Source organism: Butyrivibrio sp. AE2032 (assembly GCF_000702965.1).
The window spans coordinates 2,363,957-2,384,633 of record NZ_JNLF01000003.1 but is presented as its reverse complement, the minus strand read 5'-3'; the positions used below and the strand labels follow the sequence as shown (position 1 = coordinate 2,384,633).

Annotated in this window: 14 protein-coding genes; all 14 read right to left on the bottom strand. The window is 44.4% G+C overall.

Annotated elements, in window-relative coordinates; translation table 11 throughout:
• Positions 1-21 precede the first annotated feature (21 nt).
• Positions 22-609, bottom strand: a complete 588-nt coding sequence (gene rsxA, locus BO18_RS12405) for an electron transport complex subunit RsxA (RefSeq protein ID WP_034446542.1) — start codon at positions 607-609, stop codon at positions 22-24.
• Complete coding sequence (gene rsxE / locus BO18_RS12400) at positions 609-1,382, bottom strand: electron transport complex subunit RsxE (RefSeq protein ID WP_081861007.1); 774 nt, start codon at positions 1,380-1,382, stop codon at positions 609-611. Before rsxE ends, rsxA begins: the two co-directional genes overlap by 1 nt.
• Entirely contained in the window at positions 1,382-1,990 is a 609-nt protein-coding gene (locus BO18_RS12395) for an RnfABCDGE type electron transport complex subunit G (protein WP_034446541.1), read from the bottom strand. Before BO18_RS12395 ends, rsxE begins: the two co-directional genes overlap by 1 nt.
• Positions 1,987-2,937 carry an RnfABCDGE type electron transport complex subunit D gene (locus BO18_RS12390; RefSeq protein ID WP_034446540.1) on the bottom strand — a complete coding sequence of 317 codons (951 nt, stop codon included), beginning with the start codon at positions 2,935-2,937 and terminating at the stop codon, positions 1,987-1,989. Before BO18_RS12390 ends, BO18_RS12395 begins: the two co-directional genes overlap by 4 nt.
• Positions 2,938-2,950: 13 nt before the next feature.
• Positions 2,951-4,264 (bottom strand): electron transport complex subunit RsxC, encoded by a 1,314-nt coding sequence (gene rsxC, locus BO18_RS12385; protein WP_034446538.1) that lies wholly within the window; start codon positions 4,262-4,264, stop codon positions 2,951-2,953.
• 153 nt (positions 4,265-4,417) lie between these two features.
• Positions 4,418-12,331: an AarF/UbiB family protein gene (locus tag BO18_RS12380; RefSeq protein WP_034446537.1), complete on the bottom strand. Its 7,914-nt coding sequence runs from the start codon at positions 12,329-12,331 to the stop codon at positions 4,418-4,420.
• Positions 12,332-12,349: 18 nt separating this feature from the next.
• Positions 12,350-13,549, bottom strand: a complete 1,200-nt coding sequence (locus BO18_RS12375; protein WP_034446535.1) for a ribonuclease H-like domain-containing protein — start codon at positions 13,547-13,549, stop codon at positions 12,350-12,352.
• Positions 13,550-13,766: 217 nt separating this feature from the next.
• Positions 13,767-14,552 carry a CheR family methyltransferase gene (locus tag BO18_RS12370; RefSeq protein WP_034446534.1) on the bottom strand — a complete coding sequence of 262 codons (786 nt, stop codon included), beginning with the start codon at positions 14,550-14,552 and terminating at the stop codon, positions 13,767-13,769.
• Positions 14,553-14,791: 239 nt separating this feature from the next.
• A complete protein-coding gene (rpsA, locus tag BO18_RS12365) occupies positions 14,792-15,940 on the bottom strand; it encodes a 30S ribosomal protein S1 (RefSeq protein ID WP_034446532.1) in 1,149 nt (382 codons plus the stop codon).
• A complete protein-coding gene (gene ispH / locus BO18_RS12360; protein WP_330379531.1) occupies positions 15,921-16,910 on the bottom strand; it encodes a 4-hydroxy-3-methylbut-2-enyl diphosphate reductase in 990 nt (329 codons plus the stop codon). Before ispH ends, rpsA begins: the two co-directional genes overlap by 20 nt.
• 83 nt (positions 16,911-16,993) lie before the next feature.
• Positions 16,994-17,662: a (d)CMP kinase gene (gene cmk / locus BO18_RS12355; protein WP_034446531.1), complete on the bottom strand. Its 669-nt coding sequence runs from the start codon at positions 17,660-17,662 to the stop codon at positions 16,994-16,996.
• A 31-nt stretch (positions 17,663-17,693) separates the two neighbouring features.
• Positions 17,694-19,067, bottom strand: coding sequence for an NAD(P)/FAD-dependent oxidoreductase (locus BO18_RS12350; RefSeq protein WP_034446529.1), 1,374 nt, complete (start codon positions 19,065-19,067; stop codon positions 17,694-17,696).
• 85 nt (positions 19,068-19,152) lie between these two features.
• Positions 19,153-20,085 carry a MurR/RpiR family transcriptional regulator gene (locus BO18_RS12345; protein WP_034446527.1) on the bottom strand — a complete coding sequence of 311 codons (933 nt, stop codon included), beginning with the start codon at positions 20,083-20,085 and terminating at the stop codon, positions 19,153-19,155.
• Positions 20,086-20,096: 11 nt separating this feature from the next.
• Entirely contained in the window at positions 20,097-20,648 is a 552-nt protein-coding gene (locus BO18_RS12340) for a TetR/AcrR family transcriptional regulator (protein ID WP_034446526.1), read from the bottom strand.
• Between the last annotated feature and the right edge of the window lie 29 nt (positions 20,649-20,677).

The following is a 20,677-nucleotide window of genomic DNA, read 5'->3' as shown; positions in this document are numbered from 1 at the left end:
CTCCTTATTAATAGGTGCCGATTATTTCAGAGCTGAGAAGCCTGTGAATGCAATTGCCATAAGTCCTGATGTTAAAAGAACTAAGGGCATCCCTTTAAACGGAGCAGGTATATCATTGTACTCCATCTTCTCACGAAGACCTGCAAGGATAACGATAGCGATCGTAAATCCTACAGCAGTTGCAAAACCACAAACCACACTCTGAAGAATTGAGTATCCATCAGTTACGTTGTTAAGAGCTACACCAAGAACTGCGCAGTTTGTTGTGATCAGAGGAAGGTAAACGCCCAGTGCCTGATACAGAGAAACCACATATTTCTTGAGGATCATCTCAACGAACTGAACCAGCATCGCAATAACAAGAATGAATACTATGGTCTGAAGATAAGAAAGATCCAAAGGAGCAAGGATAAACTTGTAAATGATACTGCAGACCAGTGAAGCCATTGTGATAACGAATACACAGGCTGCTCCCATTCCAAGGGCTGTATCTGTCTTCTTGGAAACACCAAGGAAAGGACAAAGTCCAAGGAACTGGCTAAGTACTACATTATTAATAAGTGAAGCGCTAAGCATGAGCGCAACAAGACTTAAAATCTGTTCTCCCATCAGTTCTTAGCCTCCTTTTCTTCCATGATCTTGTCAGCAGCTGCTTCCTCTGCAGATGAGCAGCATCCCTGACCGAACTTCGATGTGTCTTTTCCCTTGTTAGCCATATTCATCTTAACCTTGTTCATGATGGCAATAAGGAATGCCAGTACAAAGAAGGCTCCAGCCTGCTGGATGAAGATTGAGATTGGCTGATATCCTGAAAGGAATGCGCCTACAGGTCCAGGAACTACTGTGCCCTCACCAAGGATCTGAACATCAAAGGCTGTTCCTCCGCCGATGAACTCTCTGATGAGACCAATGCAGGTAATAGCACAGGTAAATCCGATTCCCATACCGATACCATCAAAGAAGGCAGGTACGATTCCGTTCTTGCTTGCGTATGCCTCGGCTCTTCCGAAGATAATGCAGTTAACAACAATAAGTGGAATGTACACACCAAGAGCTGCATTAAGTGATGGAAGGTAAGCCTGCATAAGAAGCTGAACCAGTGTTACGAAGGAAGCTATTACTACTATAAAAGAAGGAATTCTGACTGTCGAAGGAATTACCTTTCTCAGAGCAGAAATAACTGCGTTACTAAGTGCAAGTACAAATGTAGTTGCAAGTCCCATTCCAAGTCCGTTGATAGCTGATGATGTAACAGCCAGTGTCGGACACATACCGATCATAAGTACAAGGGTAGGGTTCTCAGCAATGAGACCGTTGAAAAATCTCTCGGCCGGAGTATTGGCCTTAAAACCTAAAGCGCCTTTTTTAGCATCCATACTCATCACTGACCTCCTTTCAATACATTATTGAAATAAGTAACTGCTGCATTCACACCATTGGTAACTGCCTTTGATGTGATTGTTGCTCCGGAGATGGCCTCGATCTGTGTGTTTGGATCTGTGACCTGACCGTTCTTTGCAACGCCAAATACAGTAGCTGCCTTATCTACGAACTGTGGAACAACAACCTTTTCAGCGTTCATTCCAAGTCCCGGAGTCTCAGCAATTGAGATGATAGAAATTCCGTTTACGTTACCTTCATTGGTGATACCAACTGTGTAGGTGATGAAGTCGCCGTAGCCCTTTGACTTAACCTGGATTACATATCCAAGAACAGAGCCTGAAGCATCCTTAGCCTCTTTTACGCTCTCGATGGTAACTCCGGTAAAATCTGTAACTGCAGCTAAAGCGCCGCTTTCGTCTGTTGCAACATCATCAAAGGTTGAAGCAGCAGCAAATACTGACTGATTAGCCTTATCCTGTGCAAGCTTGTTCTGGTAAGCGATAGGCTCTTTTGTTACCTGATAAACGATTCCCAAAAGAACACCAGCAACTAATGTGATAGCAAAAAGGATAAGCGCATTCTTGATCATAGACTTTGTATCGTTCATGCTTTTTTCGCCTCCTTCTTTGCTGTTCTCTTAATACCGAAGGCTCTTGGTATTGTGAATTTCTCAATAAGCGGTACAAGCAGGTTTGAAATGATGATAGCGAAGGAAACGCCCTCTGCGTTAGCACCGAAGATACGGAAGATTCCGGTCAAAAGACCTAAGATCACACCGTAGATCACTCTGCCCTTTGGAGTGATGGGACATGTAACATAGTCTGTTGCCATGAAGAAGGCACCAAGCATAAGTCCGCCACCTGCAAGGTGTGCAGCCAGATAGTAGAAGTTAAATCCATATCCGCCAAAGAGAAGAACGAAAAGTGAGAAGGTGATGATGTAGGTGAATGGGATCACGTAATCAATAACACCAACTGCAAACAGGATCATGGCTCCGATAACGATGCAGAGCATAGATGTCTCACCGATGGTACCGGCAGTATTACCGATGATCATGTCCATAACTCTTGGCTCAACGCCGTTCTTAAGGTTAGCCAGTGGTGTGGCTCCTGTATATGTATCTGTAATAAAGTTGGTCATGATAGCAGGGAAAGAGATAACAAGGAAACATCTTCCACCCAGTGCAGGGTTCATGAAGTTCTGTCCAAGACCTCCAAAGATCTGCTTAACCATGATGATAGCAAAGATACCGCCAAGAACCGGGATCCACCACGGCACTGTAGATGGCAGGTTAAGGGCCAGCAAAAGACCTGTTACCGCTGCAGAGAAATCTCCCACAGTGACAGGCTTTTTCAGGGCCTTTTCATAAAGAAACTCTGTAAGCACACAGCTTGCTACAGACAATAAAACTATAATAAGTGCATTCAGTCCAAAGTTGTAAATACCATAGCCTGTTGTTGGCAAAAGAGCTATTATAACCCACATCATGATATTGGATGTGGTGGTCTTACTTCTCACATGCGGATTGGATGACACTTTTCTTAAATCGCTCATTCAAATGTCCCCCTTACTTCTTTCTGTTGGCGAGCTGGATCTTTCTCATACCCTTTATCAGCTGGGTAAGCTGACGTCTTGCAGGGCAGATAAAGCTGCAGCATCCGCATTCGCAGCATTCCATTCCGTACATCTTAAGGAATGCCTTCTCGTCATTATGTTCAACCGCATCCGCAAGATTCTTTGGAACAAGTCTCTCAGGACATACCTCAACGCAGCGTGCACAGTTGATGCAGGCTGATGGCTCCAAAGCTGAAACCTCGTCCTTTGTAAGGCAAGTCAAAGCAGACGCAGTCTTGGTTGTGGGAACATCCAGATCAAATACGGCAAAGCCCATCATAGGACCACCTGAAATGATCTTGGCAGGTTCGCACTTAAGTCCTGCATCATCCAAAAGCTCACGGTAGTTGGTACCGATCCTTACCTTGTAGTTCTGGGGCTCGTTAACTGCTTCTCCGGTGATGGTAACGATCCTCTCCATGAGAGGGCGTCCCTCCTTGACTGCTCTGCAAACAGCACAAAGGGTATCAACGTTATCTACGATGCATCCAGCATCTGCGGGAAGCATAGATGAGTTGATCTCTCTGCCTGTGCAGGCATAGATAAGCATACGCTCAGCACCCTCAGGGTATTTGGTCTTAACTACCTTGACGCTGATCTTGTCTTCATCTTTAGTTAATTCTTTGAATTTGGCGATCGCATCGGGCTTGTTGTCCTCGATTGCAAGAATACCTCTTGCGTTAGGGAAGATACTAACAGCGATCTTAAGACCTTCCAGAAGAAGCTCCGGCTCCTCGATCATCCTTCTGTAATCAGAGGTAAGATAAGGCTCACACTCTGAACAGTTGGCAATTACGTAATCGATCTTGTCAGGCTCCTTGGGAGAGAATTTGACTGCAGTTGGAAATCCTGCTCCTCCCATACCTACAACACCCGCCTGGCGGACTGCATCGATCTTATCCTGAGCAGTCATCTCCTCATAGGGCTTTGCAGGCTTAAACTCAACTTCTTCATACTTCTCATCGTTTTCTACGATGATGCTGTCGCACATAGCGCCGGTTGCAAGGCGTCTCTTCTCGATGGCCTTAACAGTTCCGGAAACAGTGGCATAGATCGGAGCTGATACGAATCCGCCAGCTTCAGCGATCATCTGTCCAGTAAGGACATGGTCACCAACTGCAACAATTGGCTTTGCCGGTGCGCCAATGTGCTGAGAAACAGGATAAACCAGTTCCCCTTTTGGTAGCACAGTTTTGATGGGCTTGTCCTTAGAAAGCTCTTTGCCTTCGTAAGGGTGAATTCCGCCCGTAAAAGTACCTCTTGCCATTTCTCCCAACCTTCCTACTTTTTTTCATATTGACAAAGTGGGCCAGATGCAAAATCTGACCCACATCATCACTACCTATTATACTCGTTTTTGCCAAAAAAATGATGATTAACATCAATTTTTTTCAGCAAATAATTGACCAAAGTATGGCATTTACAATACGTACTTAACTGAATCAGTTTTTAGAATAGCAAGTACTTTTTTCTTGTTATTCAAAATCCTGTCTTCCATCAGAGACACGAAATCATTAAGTTCCGTAGGTCTGTAGTCCTTAACGCTGTCATAGACAGGCCTTAATCTCTTTTCAACCATATTTCTAAAGGCAAAAAGGAACCTCTTGTTGACATCAATTCTTCTTTGCTTCAAAAGAGCCATCTCTTTATCGGAAAGATTCTCCTCATATTTAGCATTAACGTATTCCTCTTGCACCTTTCTTAGTTCCTGGTAGGAAAGTTTGAATTCTTTGCCCTCGGCAGATTCATCCTTGAAGTAATCAGCAAGCTCTTCTTCCATCTTTTTACAATTTTTACTCATTTTGCTTTCAATATACATAAAGGTGATCTGCTGCCCGGCTTCTTTGATAAGCTGCTCCCATTCTGCCTCCTCCTGGGGTGAGCGCTTCTTGATTGAATGAAGCTCCTTCATCCTTGGCCAGATAGCTACTACTTTCTCTGCTTTTTTGCCATGTACGTATTCCTTATGGACCGTTCCATCCTTTTCCGTAACATCAATCTGGTCAAAGTAATCCCAGGTATGATATTTTTCGGAATCTCTAAGGGCGTCGAATACAGGTATTTCTCCCCTGTTGTTATGATAATTGGCCAGGTCAAGATCAGGAGAGATCAGCTTGGACATCTCAACAATTTCATTTCGCTCAAGTGTGTCTTCCTCGTACATATCGCAGAAAGCATCAAGGAACTCCTCCTCAAGCTTTAATCGCTTTTCCTCGCTCACTTTCTCTGTGACAGCTTTCTGATAATTGTCAAACTTAACTCCAAGGGAATACATTTTTTGCAGTTTCACTTCAAACAGTTCGTAAAGCCGCTCCCAGCTCTCCTCAGCGTAATTCATGGAGGCGGTAGCAGCAAGATCGGACAAGGTTGAAAATTTTCCGATGCAATCAAAGAAGCCTACGTCATCTGAAAAATCCAATAAAAAGCTGCCCATTTCCTCCTTCATGGTCTTATAATAATCGAACTTTTTCAGCTTATTCTTGTCGAGAATATCCTCCTTCTTTAAATCCTTATAGGTCTTATACTCAGAATATTCCTTATTCCATTTGATCATTTTCTTGTGAGCATCAGCAAAAAACGCTTTGGTTTCTTCACCTTCCAGATGTTCCTTCACATCCATATAGACGCGCATCTGCCCCTCCCTAAAGGCATCAAGCTTTTGGGGATCACGAATTGTCTTCCTGATCTCCTCCTTATCTATACTCCTGTAGGTCATGTATGTCTGCTCAATTACAGTCTTTGGTGTCTCATTGGAAAAGCCCGTCGGAATATTTAAGAGCATTTTATTAACGGGATCAAATGTCACCTCTTTCCCATGGAGCTCTAAATCTGTAACACGAACCCTGTCTATGATCTCTAAGGCATCTTTAAGTGACTCTATGGCACCATTAAACTCATTCAAAGAATTCTCAAGCCTCTGCTGACACTGGGAGAAGTTAATGAGCTCCTGAGGCAGCTTAAATCCCGCTTCCTGTGCCTTTAAAAGAGCTACAAATATGCGTTCACCGGTATTCTCTTCCCCACCAAGTTTAAGCACCACTTCAAGCTCTTTTGTAAGCTTATCCTTCATTTCTTTCTTTTTCATATCAGGCAGAGAATTGTAATCGTTTTTATCTCCATCAAGAGCGATGAAAGCCTCAAGGAATTTTACGAAATCACCCGAAAATCCCTTAAAAGCAGCAGCCATCATCTTGACGATGTTATCAACCTTGCCTGATGAAAACCAACCCGTTGCGCTATTGTCAAGGGTAGTACAGTTTCCATAATCCAAAACCGTAGCGAAGTCCTTGTTGATCATAATATTACCGGCGTGAAGATCTCCATGATGGAAATACATATGTTTACTGACGCTTGTAAACAGCGCATCCTGAATCCAGGTCTCCACCAGTTTTTCCATATTCTTTTGGCACTTCTGTGCCTCTATGAGCTTGTCCGCTATCTTCTTTCTTATTTCAGTATGCCGAGGAAAATCTTTTATGGACATGGTGTAACGCTTATCAGCCGGTCCAACCAGACTGTCAAACTCCTTTATGCTGCTTAATGAAAGTTCTTTCAGTTCCTCAATATAGCGGTCGGCAGTAACGCCCTCAGCCTTATCCATTACAAGATAGTTCTTGCCCGAAGGAATGGTGGTGGATATCTTTACGGAATGCACCTTAGGATCCTTGGTGTAAGCTTTTTCTCCCATATTGGCATTCTTGATCTCATTGCCAAAATCCAGCTCCTCTACGATCTTGTTGTAATGGGCATTGAAGGATGACAGCATAACTCCTGTCTTATCGGTCTGAGCAGCACACTTTTCTATAAATCTTTTTTCCTGAGTAAGGCGCTCCAAATTGACGTCTGGGCGCATGATCTTAACAACCACCTGCTCTTTGCGCCGGCCCTTTTGTCCCTCATAGGTTACATTGCAAAGGAAGGTCTCAGCTATGGATGCTGCACCAAGGCTCCTTACCTTTTCGATGGATGTTACTTTCTCCTTCTTCTTTTTATTCAGAAGATTATCATTGGCGTTTCTCTTAAGCTCTGCAAGCTGCCTGTCAACATACTCAGTAGGAATAGGACGAAGTCCTGACTTAACAACGCTGAGGGCAGGCATGAACTGCTTCATAAGCATGTGCTCAGGAATGCCCTGGAAGAGCTTTTGCATGATAGGGCCTGCACCTTTAAGCATTGATGCAAAGAAGATAGCTCCCTTTTCTCTTCCTCTGACACCTTTCTGAGTGGGTTTTAAGTCTTTTATCAGATAGGACATCATGAAGCGTCTCTGGGACAGCGGAGCTTCCTTGTAATAGTCCTTGATGACCTTGTAAAGAAACTTACCCTGTCCGTTGTTCATGTCAAATACAGAGTCACGAATGTTCTGAAGCTTCTCCTTATCCGTAAGCTCCTGCTCCTTAGGGATGATCTTTTCTCTCTCTTCTTCAGTCATCATGTTATTGATGATGTACATAAGAACATCATCCTCAGGAACAAGGCCTCCAGTCCTGCTGCCAAACAGGTCATCTGCAGCTTCGCTTACCATATCCGTTATGTGGACATCACCTTCTCCAATGGCTTTTTCAAGGATCTTGTCTGAGTTCTGAAGATGCTGTGCCATCTCCTTGCTATTTAAAATGTCTGCGACTTCCTTTTCAGTCCAGCCTTCGTCTTTTTTACCAAGGTGCTCAAAGGCGCCAAAAATACTATCAAGGAATTGTCCTGAAATGGTAGACATAAGTATAGCCTCAGGTCCTGACAGCTCCCTTGATATCTCATTCATTACGCCCTTACTGGGGTTCCTGTTAGCTCTCTGATTAAGGAGCATAGTAAGGAGAGATACCTTGCCTGACAGAATCGTTCTCATCCTGTCAGCTGCAGGAACCTCATTACCCTTTTTGTCAAAGAGCTTCTCCATGGAGATCAGATCAGAAAGGAGTGAAAAGACATCTTCTGCCTCCTTACTCCAATGCTTCTCACTGGTATCTATTTCCTTTTTAAGCTGAGCGGTGCTGGTCATGGCTACAGCCCTGTCATACTCGTCTCTTTGTACTTCATCCCTTTCCAGGTACTGTTTAGCTACAGACTTATCAAGATTCTTGTGCTCAGCTTTCTTTACTTCTAAGTATTCATTTAACTCTTTCTCTTCCTCACGGGCCTTGTCCTGGATATCAAGAGTTCTCTTTTCCAGCACGCTTATCTCAGGCAGGTACTTGGCAACAAGCGCATTCTTTGCCATGGTAACTTCCTGTATCTTCTTGTCATTCTTGCCCTTTTTATTAGTTTCTGCCAGTTTAGTGAGCTGCTTATCATAGGCCTTAGTTTCCTTTGTCAGGCGATTTTTGTGGATACGGATAGATTCTGCTATTCCTTTTACCTGCATCCATTTTTTCTCAACGGAAGCCCTCCTGCTCCTATAGCTCCAGTCAGTTTCCGGGTCGTATTCAGGAACCATCTCCTTTTCCCTGGTAGCCTGCTCTAAAGCCATGGTGTACAGAGTCATGCCCGGAAGCTTTTCAAGTTCCTCTCTTGAGATATCCTCTACCTTAGCAATATCAATGATGAAATGAATTGCCACCTCCCTAAGGTCACGAAGGGCATAGTTGTCGCTGTTGCCCTTATCTTTCGGCTGGTTTTTCTTTATTTCGGAAGCCTTACCCATGAGCAATGTAAGCTCATCCACAAAGGCCTGTCCACGGTAACTTTCCAGGTAAGTATCATTGAGATTTTCTACTGTCTTTTCAAAGATTTCCTTATTCCCTGCCACCTTAATGAGATCACGGCATATCTTCTTAAGGTCGTAAACAGGAAGATCTGCAAAGGTTCCAGGCTCCTTACCGGTAACCTGTGAAAGGAAATTGCAAGCCCCCTCCCTGAAAGCCTTCGTATCCTCCTTATATATGCTGTCAGGATTATTCTTTATAAAATGAGTTCCCATAAGCACTGCCTCAGGCAAATGCTTAAGGTTTTCAGGATCAAAGCCTTCTCTTGTAACATCCTTTTGCTGGTCAGTAAGGCCCAGCTTATCCAGCATCTTGCCATAGGCAATTAAGCCATACTCAGCCACCAGATAATCCTTCATATCCTGGGACATATCCTTGTCCCCTTCAAGGTCACCTATCACCTTGAATAATCCTTCATAGTCAAGGATCATATCTAAGGTCTCTAAGTTCCCAAGGACTATCTGCTCCATGGCTTTAGGGTCCTGCACACTATCCTGTAAATCCTTTAAGATCTCGTATAGTTTGTCAATTGGTATCTGGTCAAAAACGCCCTTTTCGCTTCCCGATAGAGAAACAAGCGCCTCTATAACAGTGTTTCGTGCCTTGTCGATCTCAGACTTTTTCGCAGTCTTTTTATCCAGCTTTTCGTAGGCGGCGGAGCCATCCCTGACAATCTTCTTTCTCTTCTCAAGGGTCACCTGTTCCTCAATATAAGGAACAATCTCCAGCTCAGAACCAAGCCTTGATGTAGCCTCGTACATGATCTCCGAAAGCTCTTTTACCGGAATGAACTCATACTCAGCCTTATCCTTACCGGTAAGCAGGGAAAGAAGTGTAACTGAAACTGTTTTAACCTTTTTAAGCTCTTTTTCAGTAGGTACTTTCTCCTTGTCCTTAAGATCAATGTCATCTATGGCAAGAAGACCAAGGGCAAGCTCAGTCAGGAAATGAGTGTCGAACTTGTCAAAGGTCTTTCTTCCCTTCGCACACTTATCCAGGCAGACTTCCATAGCGCACATGGAGTACTCCCTGAGCTTAAGGCTTTCAGCCATGTCAAGGTCTTTTTTCTTTGAAAGCGGAACGAGAATGCCTGAAATCTCATCAGTGTACTGCCCGGCATCTTCAAGAATTGCCTTAACATCCTCATTAAAGGCTTTAGAATCAAAGTACTTCTCGGTCTCTATCCTGGAAAGCCTGTTGGCTATCACGTCTGTTGGTATCAGGTCAAATTTTTCTTTGTCTACCCCACTGAGTTCAGACATGGTATTTACACAAAGTTCCCTTGCCTTTAATTCATCTCCGGGCTTTGCATTCTTGTCAGAAAGGGCGTTATAGGCACCTACAGCTTTCTTGACTCCCTCTTTAAGAAGGTTTGAAAGGACAAGCTTGTCATATTCCTTCATGGCAATAGTAACGTCCTCCTTAAGGAGCCTCTCATAGGTGCTCTCCAGATCCTCGGCGTCAACTTTCCTGCCAGACTTCTTCCTGGTCATTTTATCCAGGCTGTCTCCCTTACTCAGTTCACCCCTGATAAAGTCAACAGGATTAAAATCGCTGAAGGTTTCCTTAAATTTATTATGTGCCTCTTTCTTCTTCCTCTCCTGAGCTTCTTTCTGCTCTCTCTCCAGCCTCTGCTGTTCCTCGATTTTTTCTCTCTCCAGCCTCTCCTGTTCCCGTTTTTGGCGCACAAACTCAGCCACAGCTGCATTCTGGGTTCTGAGGGTTTTAAGAAGTTTCGCCTTATCCGCAAGCTCTGCGCCTATAACATCCTCTATCTCTTTTAACTCCTTGAAAGCCACGCAGGATTTGTAAACCTTAAATTCATTTACATGGCCTTCCCCGAATTGTTCCGGCTTGGTGAGAAGATGCTGCTTATGCTCTCCATCCGGAAGGGAATGATAATCAGAAGACTTAAGAACACTATAGCCATCCTCATTATCCATAAAGGCACGAAGCTTTGGCAGATAGGGGCTAAAGAGTCTGCCAAGTTCCACAAGGGCTGAAAGCTCCTGCTTCTCTGAATCCATGAGAAGGATGTCTTCATTATTGAGACCTTCCTTTTCCTCCGCTTTAAGGGCACCTTCATTTTCATATACGCCATCAAGGAACTGCTCCAGATCAGTGAGCATGGTCAAAAGCTCCTGGCGCTTTGTCAGGTTACTGATAAGTCCCGTCTCGCTGACATTTGTATTAAGCAGCTCAGAAAAATCTGTAGAAAGCACTCTGTCTATGACGCCGCGCTGCTTCTTGTAGCGCTCAACTCTGTCCTCGTCATCAACCCTTTGAAGCTTCGTATCCCTTGCAAGAGAAGTCGCCATAGTAACATAATCCTGCTTTGCCCGGTTCTGCTCTATGATGTAAAGCCTGTTTCTAAGGTCCTGGGTGGTCAGTTTCTTGTTTGGTTCCAGAACCTTCTCGTAGCCCTTGAAGGAAGCGATCAGATCATCACCCTTCATGGATTCAAGGGTCCTGGTCCTTGTTGCCTCCTCCATGTCCTGCAGATACAAAGCATTGTTCACCAAAAGCTCGTTGCGCTCTAAATCAGCCTGTTCCCCGGCCATGATGGATAATCTGGCATCATAAAGGTTCAACTGCTGCCTCAGGACTTCCATCTTTGTGCGGAGTTTTAGTATCTCGCCCATATCCGTCAGCTGTCCCGTAAATATCAGCTTATTCAGATTCTGCATAAGGGGGTTGTACATCTTTTCCCTGAAGATTTCCATCTGAGGATTAGCTAAAAGGGCATAGTCGTCCATGGACTTAGTATCGGGAATGGTCAGTTCCTTAATGGTCCTCTCCAGAACATCAGGTCTTAGATCAAACTCAATAAAATCTGGCTTTGGCCTTTCTTTTCTTGCGGCTAAAAGAGCTTTTGCCCGCGCTTCACAGCTTCCTCCCCAGTCCTCAAGGTCACTGAGCATCTTCTGCTCGCCTTCTTCTGCAACCTGCCAGCCCTGTCTTCCGGTGAGCTTATTTCCATATTTATTTGTAAGTGCGTCATTTAAGGATTTCTTAAAAGATTTGGTGTATTTGAAGTTCTGATCCTGTTCTGCTAAGGTGCTGTCAAGAACATACAAAAGATTGGAACCTGAGTTTGCAGCATACTTTGCAAGGGCATCGAGAAGGCCTCTGATATCCTCCTTGCGCTGCTCTCCGCTTCCAAAGATATTTTTACGAGTACCGGCATTTATGGTCATGTAATTAATACATTTTTCCAAAAGCTCGGTAAAGGAAGCCACAAATTCCGACTCGGAATTTGCCTGCTTTAGGGCAGATATTGCATCATGAACAGGCTGTGAGGTATCACGCTTAAGGTCTCCCCACTTATATACCTTGTTAATGGCAATGGACAGCTCCCTGGAAAGCGCGGGAACAGGTCTTTTGACAAATAGTGGCTGGTTCTCGTCCAGGACCATGGAAATGCTCTGGTCATCATCAACGTTTTGGATGATATTATCATTGCTCTTTTCCTTATTCAGCTCCTGAACGCTCTTCTGATCGATCACGTGCTTGTATTCATTATCCTCTTTCATGCCTGTGTCGATCTTGGGCTTGAAGATCTCAGCATTCTTGGAAGTTGTGTCGATCACATTCTTGTTCTTGTCAACCTGCTTGTAACCACTGTCCATCATAGGCCTTGTCCTCCAGTATTAAAGGTCCATCACGTGAGCCACCACATGAGACGCGTACAGACTCATAGCAAAACGGCTCTGTTTCATGTTCTCATTCAGATCAAAGAAAAAGCTTTTATCGTTATATTCTCTTTTGAAAAAGGGGGCAAAAGTAAGATCCCACTCCATCAGGTACTGACCTTCCTTTTTGGTGTAGCAGTTCTCAGGTTTTGCCTTCTCCCTGAAGTCCTTGTCCACAAAAGTGGCTAGGGACTTGTGTATAGCCATATCCTCCTTAGGGAGGTAATAATAATCCTTGTAGTTTGAATAGAAATATTTGAGCTCAGTCTCGTAGAGTGGCACTTTTAAGGTGGCTTCCCGGCCCTGGGCCTTGAAGAAGCACCCGTTCTCATTGCCGGCTATGGATGAGGGAAGCTCTATTGGAAGCACCAGTTTCATATATACTTCCGACTTTTCTTTTCCATCAAAGTCTTTGTAGCGATTGGCCTGTACCTTCCTTGCCCGGAGAGGAAGAGCTTGCCCTTCCATGTACCTGGCTTCATCGATCTCCTCGTCGGTCCTTACAGAAACCTTTGGAAGATTCTTGAAACTCTCAAAGAATTCCTCGTAGTTAAGGATTGGCAGGAGCTTCAGCATGCCCTTCACATCCTCAAAATTGTGGAGAAGAAGGAGCCTTTGAAGCTCGCTGTCCTTGGACTCCTCGTAGTCTTTGTAGACTGCAATGAGCTTTCCGCCGTCGTACTTATCCTCCCTGTCGATACCGAGGAAAAGCTCGATGGTCTTTTGCTTGCAGTCAGGAAGCCCCAAGGGAGTCTTATATTTTTTTACGTGCTTATATAGATCGTAGGACACCATCCTCTCAAAGGGATCCGTCAGCTTATGCTCCTTAAACTTGCTCTGAAGAAACGGGATATCGAATCTGTCTCCGTTGAAGTGTACCAGCACCTTAAAGTTTCTGGAGAAATCTGAAAAAGCTGATAAAACCGCTTCCTCCTCACTGGTGTTTTCCCCAAAGAACTGGCTGATGAGCCACTTCCCATCCTGGAAAAATCCGGTTCCAATTAGATACAGTTCGCTATTTCTCGGCGATAGCCCGGTGGTCTCGATATCAATGAATAATATATCCTCCATCCGACAGTCAAGGCGCTTTGGCAAAAGAGCTAAAGCCTCCTCATTCAGGTTATCCGAAGTTGTTATTGCCTCTCTGGTCTTGATCATTTTATGTCCCTTTCCGAATTCGCCTACCTTTCTCTATTCTACCATAAGGGACGTACCAGCTATTTCTTTTTTTCTTTAACTCTTCCTGTTTTCCAAAGTCCATCATAGCTGTTTCCTCCAAAATCCCAAAAGCATTTTAGATATTTATACGAAAAAGAGATGTGAAGTGGCTCCACATCTCTTTTAACAATTCATAATTTGTGATCCGGGCGCCGGCTTATGCTTCCGGTTTCTCGTAATAGAAGGAGTTCTTTCTTACAAAACCGATATCCTTATAGTTTACGATCTGCTCTGTACTTCCAATAAAGAGGATTCCGCCGGGTTTAAGGTTTGCAAAATACTTTCTGAAAATATCGTCCTTGGCTTCTTCAGTGAAGTAGATAAGAACATTACGGCAAACGATGAGATGACAATCCTTCGGATACGGGTCGCGAAGAAGATCTGCCTGTTTGAAGGTTACTCTTGAGGTGATCTCACTTGAAACCTTCATCTTGCCATCTTCTGTCTCGGTGAAGTATTTCTTTTTAAACTCATCAGGAACACCTGCAACTTCCTTCTTGTCATAGATAGCTGCCTTAGCCTTTGCAAGAACAACTGCGTCCAGGTCTGTAGCATAGACATTGATCTGATTTAAAGGAATATGCTTGGAGAGCATCATAACGATGGTGTAGGGCTCATCACCTGTTGAGCAGGCTGCACTCCAGATCTTAAGGTTTTTACCGAACTTACCCATAAGTTCAGGAACCATCTCCTTGTCCATCAGCTCCCACTGCTCTTTGTTTCTAAAGAACTCAGATACGTTGATGGTAAGGTATGTAACGAAGGAATCCAGCGCTTCTCTGTCCTTCTTGATAAGATCAAGGAAGCCGTCATAGCCCTTAACCTCATACTTACCGATCAAAGTATCGATTCGTCTCTTCATCTGCTTCTCTTTATAAGCATTAAGATCAATCTTTGTCAGATCATACACGCCCTTTTTAAACCACTCGTAATCAGCTGCCATAAAGCACAATTCCTCCTAGTTTTTTTGAATTATTTTATTGACCACAAGGTCACACAATTAATTCTATATTAGTTGGAATTGTATGTAAAATAAATTATTTATAAATAAATTTTCGTACAAATCTCATGGTGTTATTTTTTAGAAAACTTTAATTGGCATTTAATTCCGATATGGATGGGATTGGGACTATAAAAAAGACCGGTGGTAATACCACCGGTCCTCAAAATTTCAAATAAATATTAAGCTTCAGGTGTCTCCTCTGACTGCTCAGCGATAACCTTGTCGATGTCAACTGATACTACATCGCCCTCTTCCTCAGGTGTCTCTTCCTTCTCAGGAGCGAACATAGCCTTGATTGAAAGGCTGATCTTCTTGTCTGCCTCGTTGAAGTCTACGATCTTAGCTTCAACTTCCTGGCCTACCTTAAGGACATCAGCTGGCTTCTCAACATGCTCTTTTGCGATCTGAGAAACATGAAGAAGTGCATCGATACCTGGCTCAAGCTCTACGAAAGCACCAAAGTCAGTCATTCTTGCAACTTTACCCTTTACAATGTTGCCAACTGCGTACTTCTCAGTAGCATCCTTCCAAGGGTTCTCATCATCGAACTTTCTTGAAAGAGCGATCTTGCTTCCGTCGATAGACTTAACAAGAACCTTAACTGTATCACCAATCTTGAATACCTTCTTAGGTGACTCAACACGGCCCCAGCTCATCTCTGAAATATGAAGGAGTCCGTCTGCACCACCAAGGTCGATGAATGCACCGAAATCTGTAACGTTCTTAACAACACCATCCACAACGTCACCTGCGCTGATTGTATCGAAGAGCTTCTTAGCTGCCTCAGCCTTCTCAGCTGTTACAAGCATTCTTCTGTTACCGATGTATCTGCGTCTCTTAGGATTGTACTCAGTTACAACAAACTGAATCTCCTGATCCTGATACTTGGAAAGATCCTTCTCATAGCTGTCTGATACAAGGCTTGCAGGAATGAAGATCCTTACTTCGTCAACTACGACTGTAAGACCACCCTCAAGTACCTGAACAACCTTAGCTGTGAGGACTTCCTTGTTGTTGAATGCCTCTTCGATTCTCTTGTTGCCTCTGTCAAGGGCAAGTCTCTTGTATGAAAGAATAACCTGGCCGTCTGCATCGTTGGTCTTAAGAACCTTAACGTCCATTGTGTCACCAACTTTAACGGCTGTTGTAAGGTCAATACTGTTGTCGTTAGAGTATTCGCTCTTTGTTAAAACACCGTCGGACTTGTAGCCAATGTTGAGGATTATCTCGTCAGGCTTAACGTCAATAACAGTTCCCTCTACAACCTCCCCTGTGTGAATTGTTTTGAACGATTCGTTAAGCATCTGTTCAAATGTTTGTTCTGACATGTTTCTGAACCTCCTCAATAATGTTCTTTGGGGTTGAAGCCCCGGCGGTAATACCCACCAGATTCACTGATGCATCAATATCCATTTTCAGGTCATCCAGTGTCTGAATAAAATATGTTTTCGCACATCTCTGACTGCATATTTCATACAGTTTTCTTGAATTAGAGCTGTGTGCGCCACCGATAACAATCATAACGTCCGCCTTTGAAGCAATTTCTTCTGCCTCAGACTGCCGCTCGTCAGTAGCATTGCATATAGTATTCACAATATTAATATTGTAACCATTATTATTTATTATTTCAATGGTTTCTTGAAATTTCTTTTTATTATAGGTGGTTTGGGACACTACTGTGTACTCCAGTTCCCTGTTTTCATTGAATAATTTTGCTTTTTCAGGGGACTCAACAACAAAAACAGGACCGTTTGCATAGCTTACAATCCCCTCTACCTCGGGGTGTGTCTCGCTTCCAACCACGATAATGCTCTTGCCCTTGGCACTTTCCTCGTCCACGATCTTATGGATCCTCTTAACAAAAGGGCATGTGGCGTCGATTATATCAAGGCCTGAGCTTTCAAGCTCCTGGTGGACCTGTCTGGTTACGCCGTGGGACCTGATGATCACTGTTCCTTCCGAAATCCCCTGAAGCTGCGCAGGATTCTCGATGACCTTGACCCCTTTTTTCTCCAGATCTCCTACCACAGTTTCATTGTGGATTATGGGTCCAAATGTATATATATTCTTTTTTTCTTTCTGAATCTGGTCGTAAACGGTTTCCACCGCCTTGGTAACACCAAAGCAAAAGCCTGCATGCTCGGCAACAATTACTTCCATATAAACCTCATTTCTTTCGAATAGCCCGGCAACGGTGACAAATATGTCTTCCGCTGCTCCGACCTCTGAGAACTCCGAGAAGCCACACTGGGAGTGCGTCTTCTCTCCGTAGAGCTCGACAATCGCATCGGCAGACATATTTGCCACCGTTGCCTCACACTTTGAAAAACAGTTCACTGTCTAGCTCGCATTATTGAAACTACTTGCTTATATATTTAGCATCACTCTGTCACATTCTTGTACAGTTCAAGGATCTTGCCTGCTACCTGCTCTATGGTCATGTCAGAAGAATCCACTAAAATAGCGTCTTCTGCCTGCTTAAGAGGAGAGATCTCCCTGTGCATATCGCGGTAGTCTCTGTCGATGATGTCCTTCTCGATGGCATCAAAGTCGCAATCTACGCCCTTTGCAACCAGTTCTTTGTATCTTCTGTCAGCCCTGACCTTTGAGCTAGCTGTAAGATATACCTTTAGATCAGCCCCAGGAAGTACTACGGTTCCGATATCTCTTCCGTCCATAACAACATCCGTGGTCTGTGCCAGCTTCTGCTGAAGCTCCACCAGTTTCTTTCTTACATCGCCATTCACGCTGCTAGCTGAAGCCATATTTCCTACAGCCTCAGTCCTTATCTGACCATTTACATTCTCACCATTCAGATAAACCACCTGAACTCCATCCTCATATTTGATGGTAATATCAGCACTCTGGCATGTTGCGCTGATTTTTTCTGATTCACTTGGATCAATCCCATTCTTGATCATATACAGCGCCATAGCTCTATACATAGCTCCTGTATCCACATAAATGAATCCCAACTCCTTCGCTACCATCTTTGCAATGGTACTCTTACCTGCTCCCGCAGGACCATCTATAGCTATACTCTTGCTCATCTGTATTCTCCTTATTATTTCTAAAGCCGTATTATTCAAAAAAAGTGGTTGCCGCGGATTCCCCTGCGAGGTGGCCGGTAGACCAGGCTACCTGGAGGTTGAAGCCTCCGGTTTCGGTGTCGACGTCGATGACTTCTCCCGCAAAGTAGAGCCCCTTTATCAGCTTGGACTCCATGGTGGAGGGATCAATCTCTTTTACGCTGACTCCACCTCTTGTTATTATAGCCTCATTAAAGCTCCTTGTGCCAGTAATTGTCATGGGCACATTCTTGATGAGCTTCACGAAACTCTGCCTCTCTTCTCGTGTAATATTGTTCACGGACTTCTCAGGATCAATCCCCGACAGTTCCACCATAATAGGTATCATCTTGGAAGGGAAAAGACCTCCCAGCGCATTCTTAAACTGCTTATTGGGCGCAGCCTCAAAGTCCCGCAAAACTCTCTTATCCAGCTGCTGCTCGTCCAAAGCCGGCTTCAGGTCAAGAAGAAGCCTTCCAGCCTTCTCTTTTTCATAAAAGCAGCTTGCAGTCAAAACCAGCGGACCGCTCACACCAAAGTGAGTAAACAGCATCTCGCCAAATCCGTCGTACACAGGGCGGGCCTTCTTACCAGCCTTGCCACCAGATGCCTTACTACCTGCATTATTGTCAGCCTTTCCATCCGCCTCAGAGCTGACCGCGTTCTTCTCGTTAGCCACAACACTTGAAGCATCAGTTGCCTTTCCTGCATCTTCCAGGAACAGCTTAAGTCCCACATTCTTAAGGGACAGCCCCTGAAGTTCCTTAACCCATTCTTCCTTTATCTCAAAAGGCACCAGACTGGGCCTTGGCTCCACGATCTTGTGTCCCAGATCCTTTGCGAACCTGTATCCATCTCCGGTAGATCCTGTTGAAGGATAACTCATTCCACCGGTACATACGATGACTCTGTCAAACTCCTCATGAGTTATAGGTTCATTCACTTTGCTATAGGCAACTGCTTTAACTTCTCCGCCTTCGCTCTCTACAGAATGTACCACAGTTTCAAGTAAAACCTTTACTCCTGCCTTCTTCACCGCATTATATAAGGTCCTGATGATATCTGAAGAGTGGTCAGACACAGGGAAAACCCTGTCGCCTCTCTCAACCTTCAGGTGACACCCATTATTTTCAAAAAAGTCCATAACAGCCCTGTTGTCGTAGCCGTAAACAGCGCTGTACAAGAATCTCGGATTGCGGCGAACACTGTCAAAATAGTCCGTCACATCACAGGCATTTGTAACGTTACATCTGCCCTTTCCGGTGATATAGATCTTTTTCCCGGGCTTTTCATTTTTCTCAAAAATAGTGACGCTTCCGCCGCTCTCCGCAGCAGCAAGCGCCGCCATCATACCGGCTGCTCCGCAGCCAATTACTGCTATCTTCATATAATTCCTCTTAATTCTTCACAAGGAAGTCATGTTCTCGCATTGCTCGCCATGACACGTTCGAACCAGACTCGAAAATACCTCGTCAGGTTCTCTCAGCCTTCACTCCGGGGATGTGTACTGCCACATCATCTGAGGCAAAATCTATCTCGTCATTGAGGTATACCTGATAGTTGTTCCAGGTCTCCTCCAGCATCTTAAGATCTGCCTTGACCTCGTTGGGCTTTCTCATACAAAGTGCAACCACAAGGGCGTTTATAACACTAAGGGGCGCCACCAGAGAGTCAACGATGGATGCCATCTCGCTCTTAGCCAGAATGTTGCAGGATGAATACAGATTCATAGGTGAGTGGACGGAATCAGTAATAGTGATAACCTTGGCATTCCTGTCGTTGGCAAACTCCATGCACTTTAAGGTCCTCATGGAATATCTTGGGAAGCTGATACCTATGATACAGTCCCTGTCACCGATCCTTATCATCTGCTCGAACATCTCGCTTACGTTGGTAGTGCGGATCAGCACATTGTTGCCCCTTATCATGTTCAGATAAAAGCAAAGAAAATCCGCAAGGGGCTCACAGCTACGAAGGCCCACTATATACACAGTCCTTGCCTTCAGTATAATATCAACAGCTGTCTTAAAGGCAGCCACATCAATGTTGTTAATGGTATGCTCAATATTAGAAATATCAGACTTGAGGATTGAATTAAGGATCTCGCCTTCAGTGCTCCTGCCGAACCTTCTTCCAACCTTCTCAACAGATCCAAACTTATCAGATACCCAGGAGGCAAGGGACTTCTGGAATTCAGGATATCCGTCATATCCAAGACTCATTGCAAACCTTACAACTGTGGACTCGCTCATGCCGACAATCTTGCCAAGCTCAGCAGCTGTCATAAACACAGCCTGCTCGTAGTGGTCACAGATGTAGGTAGCAATGTTCTTCTTGCCCTTACTCATCTTGGAGTAGCATTCATTTATTCTTGTGATTACGTCAACGTCCGCCTCAAATTTCATAGGTCTCTCACTTATGCGCTGAATGACTTAAATGCTGATTCCAGCATGCCTACTGAGGCAGCCTCGTCCAGGTCATAATCTCCTGTTACAGCCATGCAGCCTGCGCCGTGGATGAATATCCACATCTGCATAAAGAGCTGCTGCGCATCCTTTACACCAAGGGCTGCAGCCTTGCTTATCTCTTTTACAACGTTCTCGTCCTTGCCGTTTACAAGGTCGTACATGCTCTTGCCATTGCTCCCCTGCTGAGAGATGAAAAGGAGTCTGAACAGGTGAGGATTCTTCTGGGCAAAACCAATGTAAGCCAGTCCCAGATCTACAAAAGGAACCTCATGGTTCTTCTTAAACTCTGAGTAATACTCCTCATAATACTCTGCAGCCTTAGCATAAACATCAAGCTTTAAGGCATCCATGTTCTCATATATACGGAAAATAGGCTGGGTTGAACACCCTGCAGCTGCAGCAAGCTTACGGGATGTGATCTGCTCAAATCCCTCCTTCTTGGTGATCTTAAATGCAGCATTAACTATTTCTTTTTGTGTAATGGTAGCTTTTCTAGACATTGTCTCCTCCCAATGACGCTACAGAAATT

Bases quoted from the DNA above. Each gene is read 5' to 3' on its own strand.
- rsxA (WP_034446542.1), bottom strand. From the start codon at position 609: ATGGGAGAACAGATTTTAAGTCTTGTTGCGCTCATGCTTAGCGCTTCA.
- rsxE (WP_081861007.1), bottom strand. From the start codon at position 1,382: ATGAGTATGGATGCTAAAAAAGGCGCTTTAGGTTTTAAGGCCAATACT.
- BO18_RS12395 (WP_034446541.1), bottom strand. From the start codon at position 1,990: ATGAACGATACAAAGTCTATGATCAAGAATGCGCTTATCCTTTTTGCT.
- BO18_RS12390 (WP_034446540.1), bottom strand. From the start codon at position 2,937: ATGAGCGATTTAAGAAAAGTGTCATCCAATCCGCATGTGAGAAGTAAG.
- rsxC (WP_034446538.1), bottom strand. From the start codon at position 4,264: ATGGCAAGAGGTACTTTTACGGGCGGAATTCACCCTTACGAAGGCAAA.
- BO18_RS12380 (WP_034446537.1), bottom strand. From the start codon at position 12,331: ATGATGGACAGTGGTTACAAGCAGGTTGACAAGAACAAGAATGTGATC.
- BO18_RS12375 (WP_034446535.1), bottom strand. From the start codon at position 13,549: ATGATCAAGACCAGAGAGGCAATAACAACTTCGGATAACCTGAATGAG.
- BO18_RS12370 (WP_034446534.1), bottom strand. From the start codon at position 14,552: ATGGCAGCTGATTACGAGTGGTTTAAAAAGGGCGTGTATGATCTGACA.
- rpsA (WP_034446532.1), bottom strand. From the start codon at position 15,940: ATGTCAGAACAAACATTTGAACAGATGCTTAACGAATCGTTCAAAACA.
- ispH (WP_330379531.1), bottom strand. From the start codon at position 16,910: ATGTCTGCCGATGCGATTGTCGAGCTCTACGGAGAGAAGACGCACTCC.
- cmk (WP_034446531.1), bottom strand. From the start codon at position 17,662: ATGAGCAAGAGTATAGCTATAGATGGTCCTGCGGGAGCAGGTAAGAGT.
- BO18_RS12350 (WP_034446529.1), bottom strand. From the start codon at position 19,067: ATGAAGATAGCAGTAATTGGCTGCGGAGCAGCCGGTATGATGGCGGCG.
- BO18_RS12345 (WP_034446527.1), bottom strand. From the start codon at position 20,085: ATGAAATTTGAGGCGGACGTTGACGTAATCACAAGAATAAATGAATGC.
- BO18_RS12340 (WP_034446526.1), bottom strand. From the start codon at position 20,648: ATGTCTAGAAAAGCTACCATTACACAAAAAGAAATAGTTAATGCTGCA.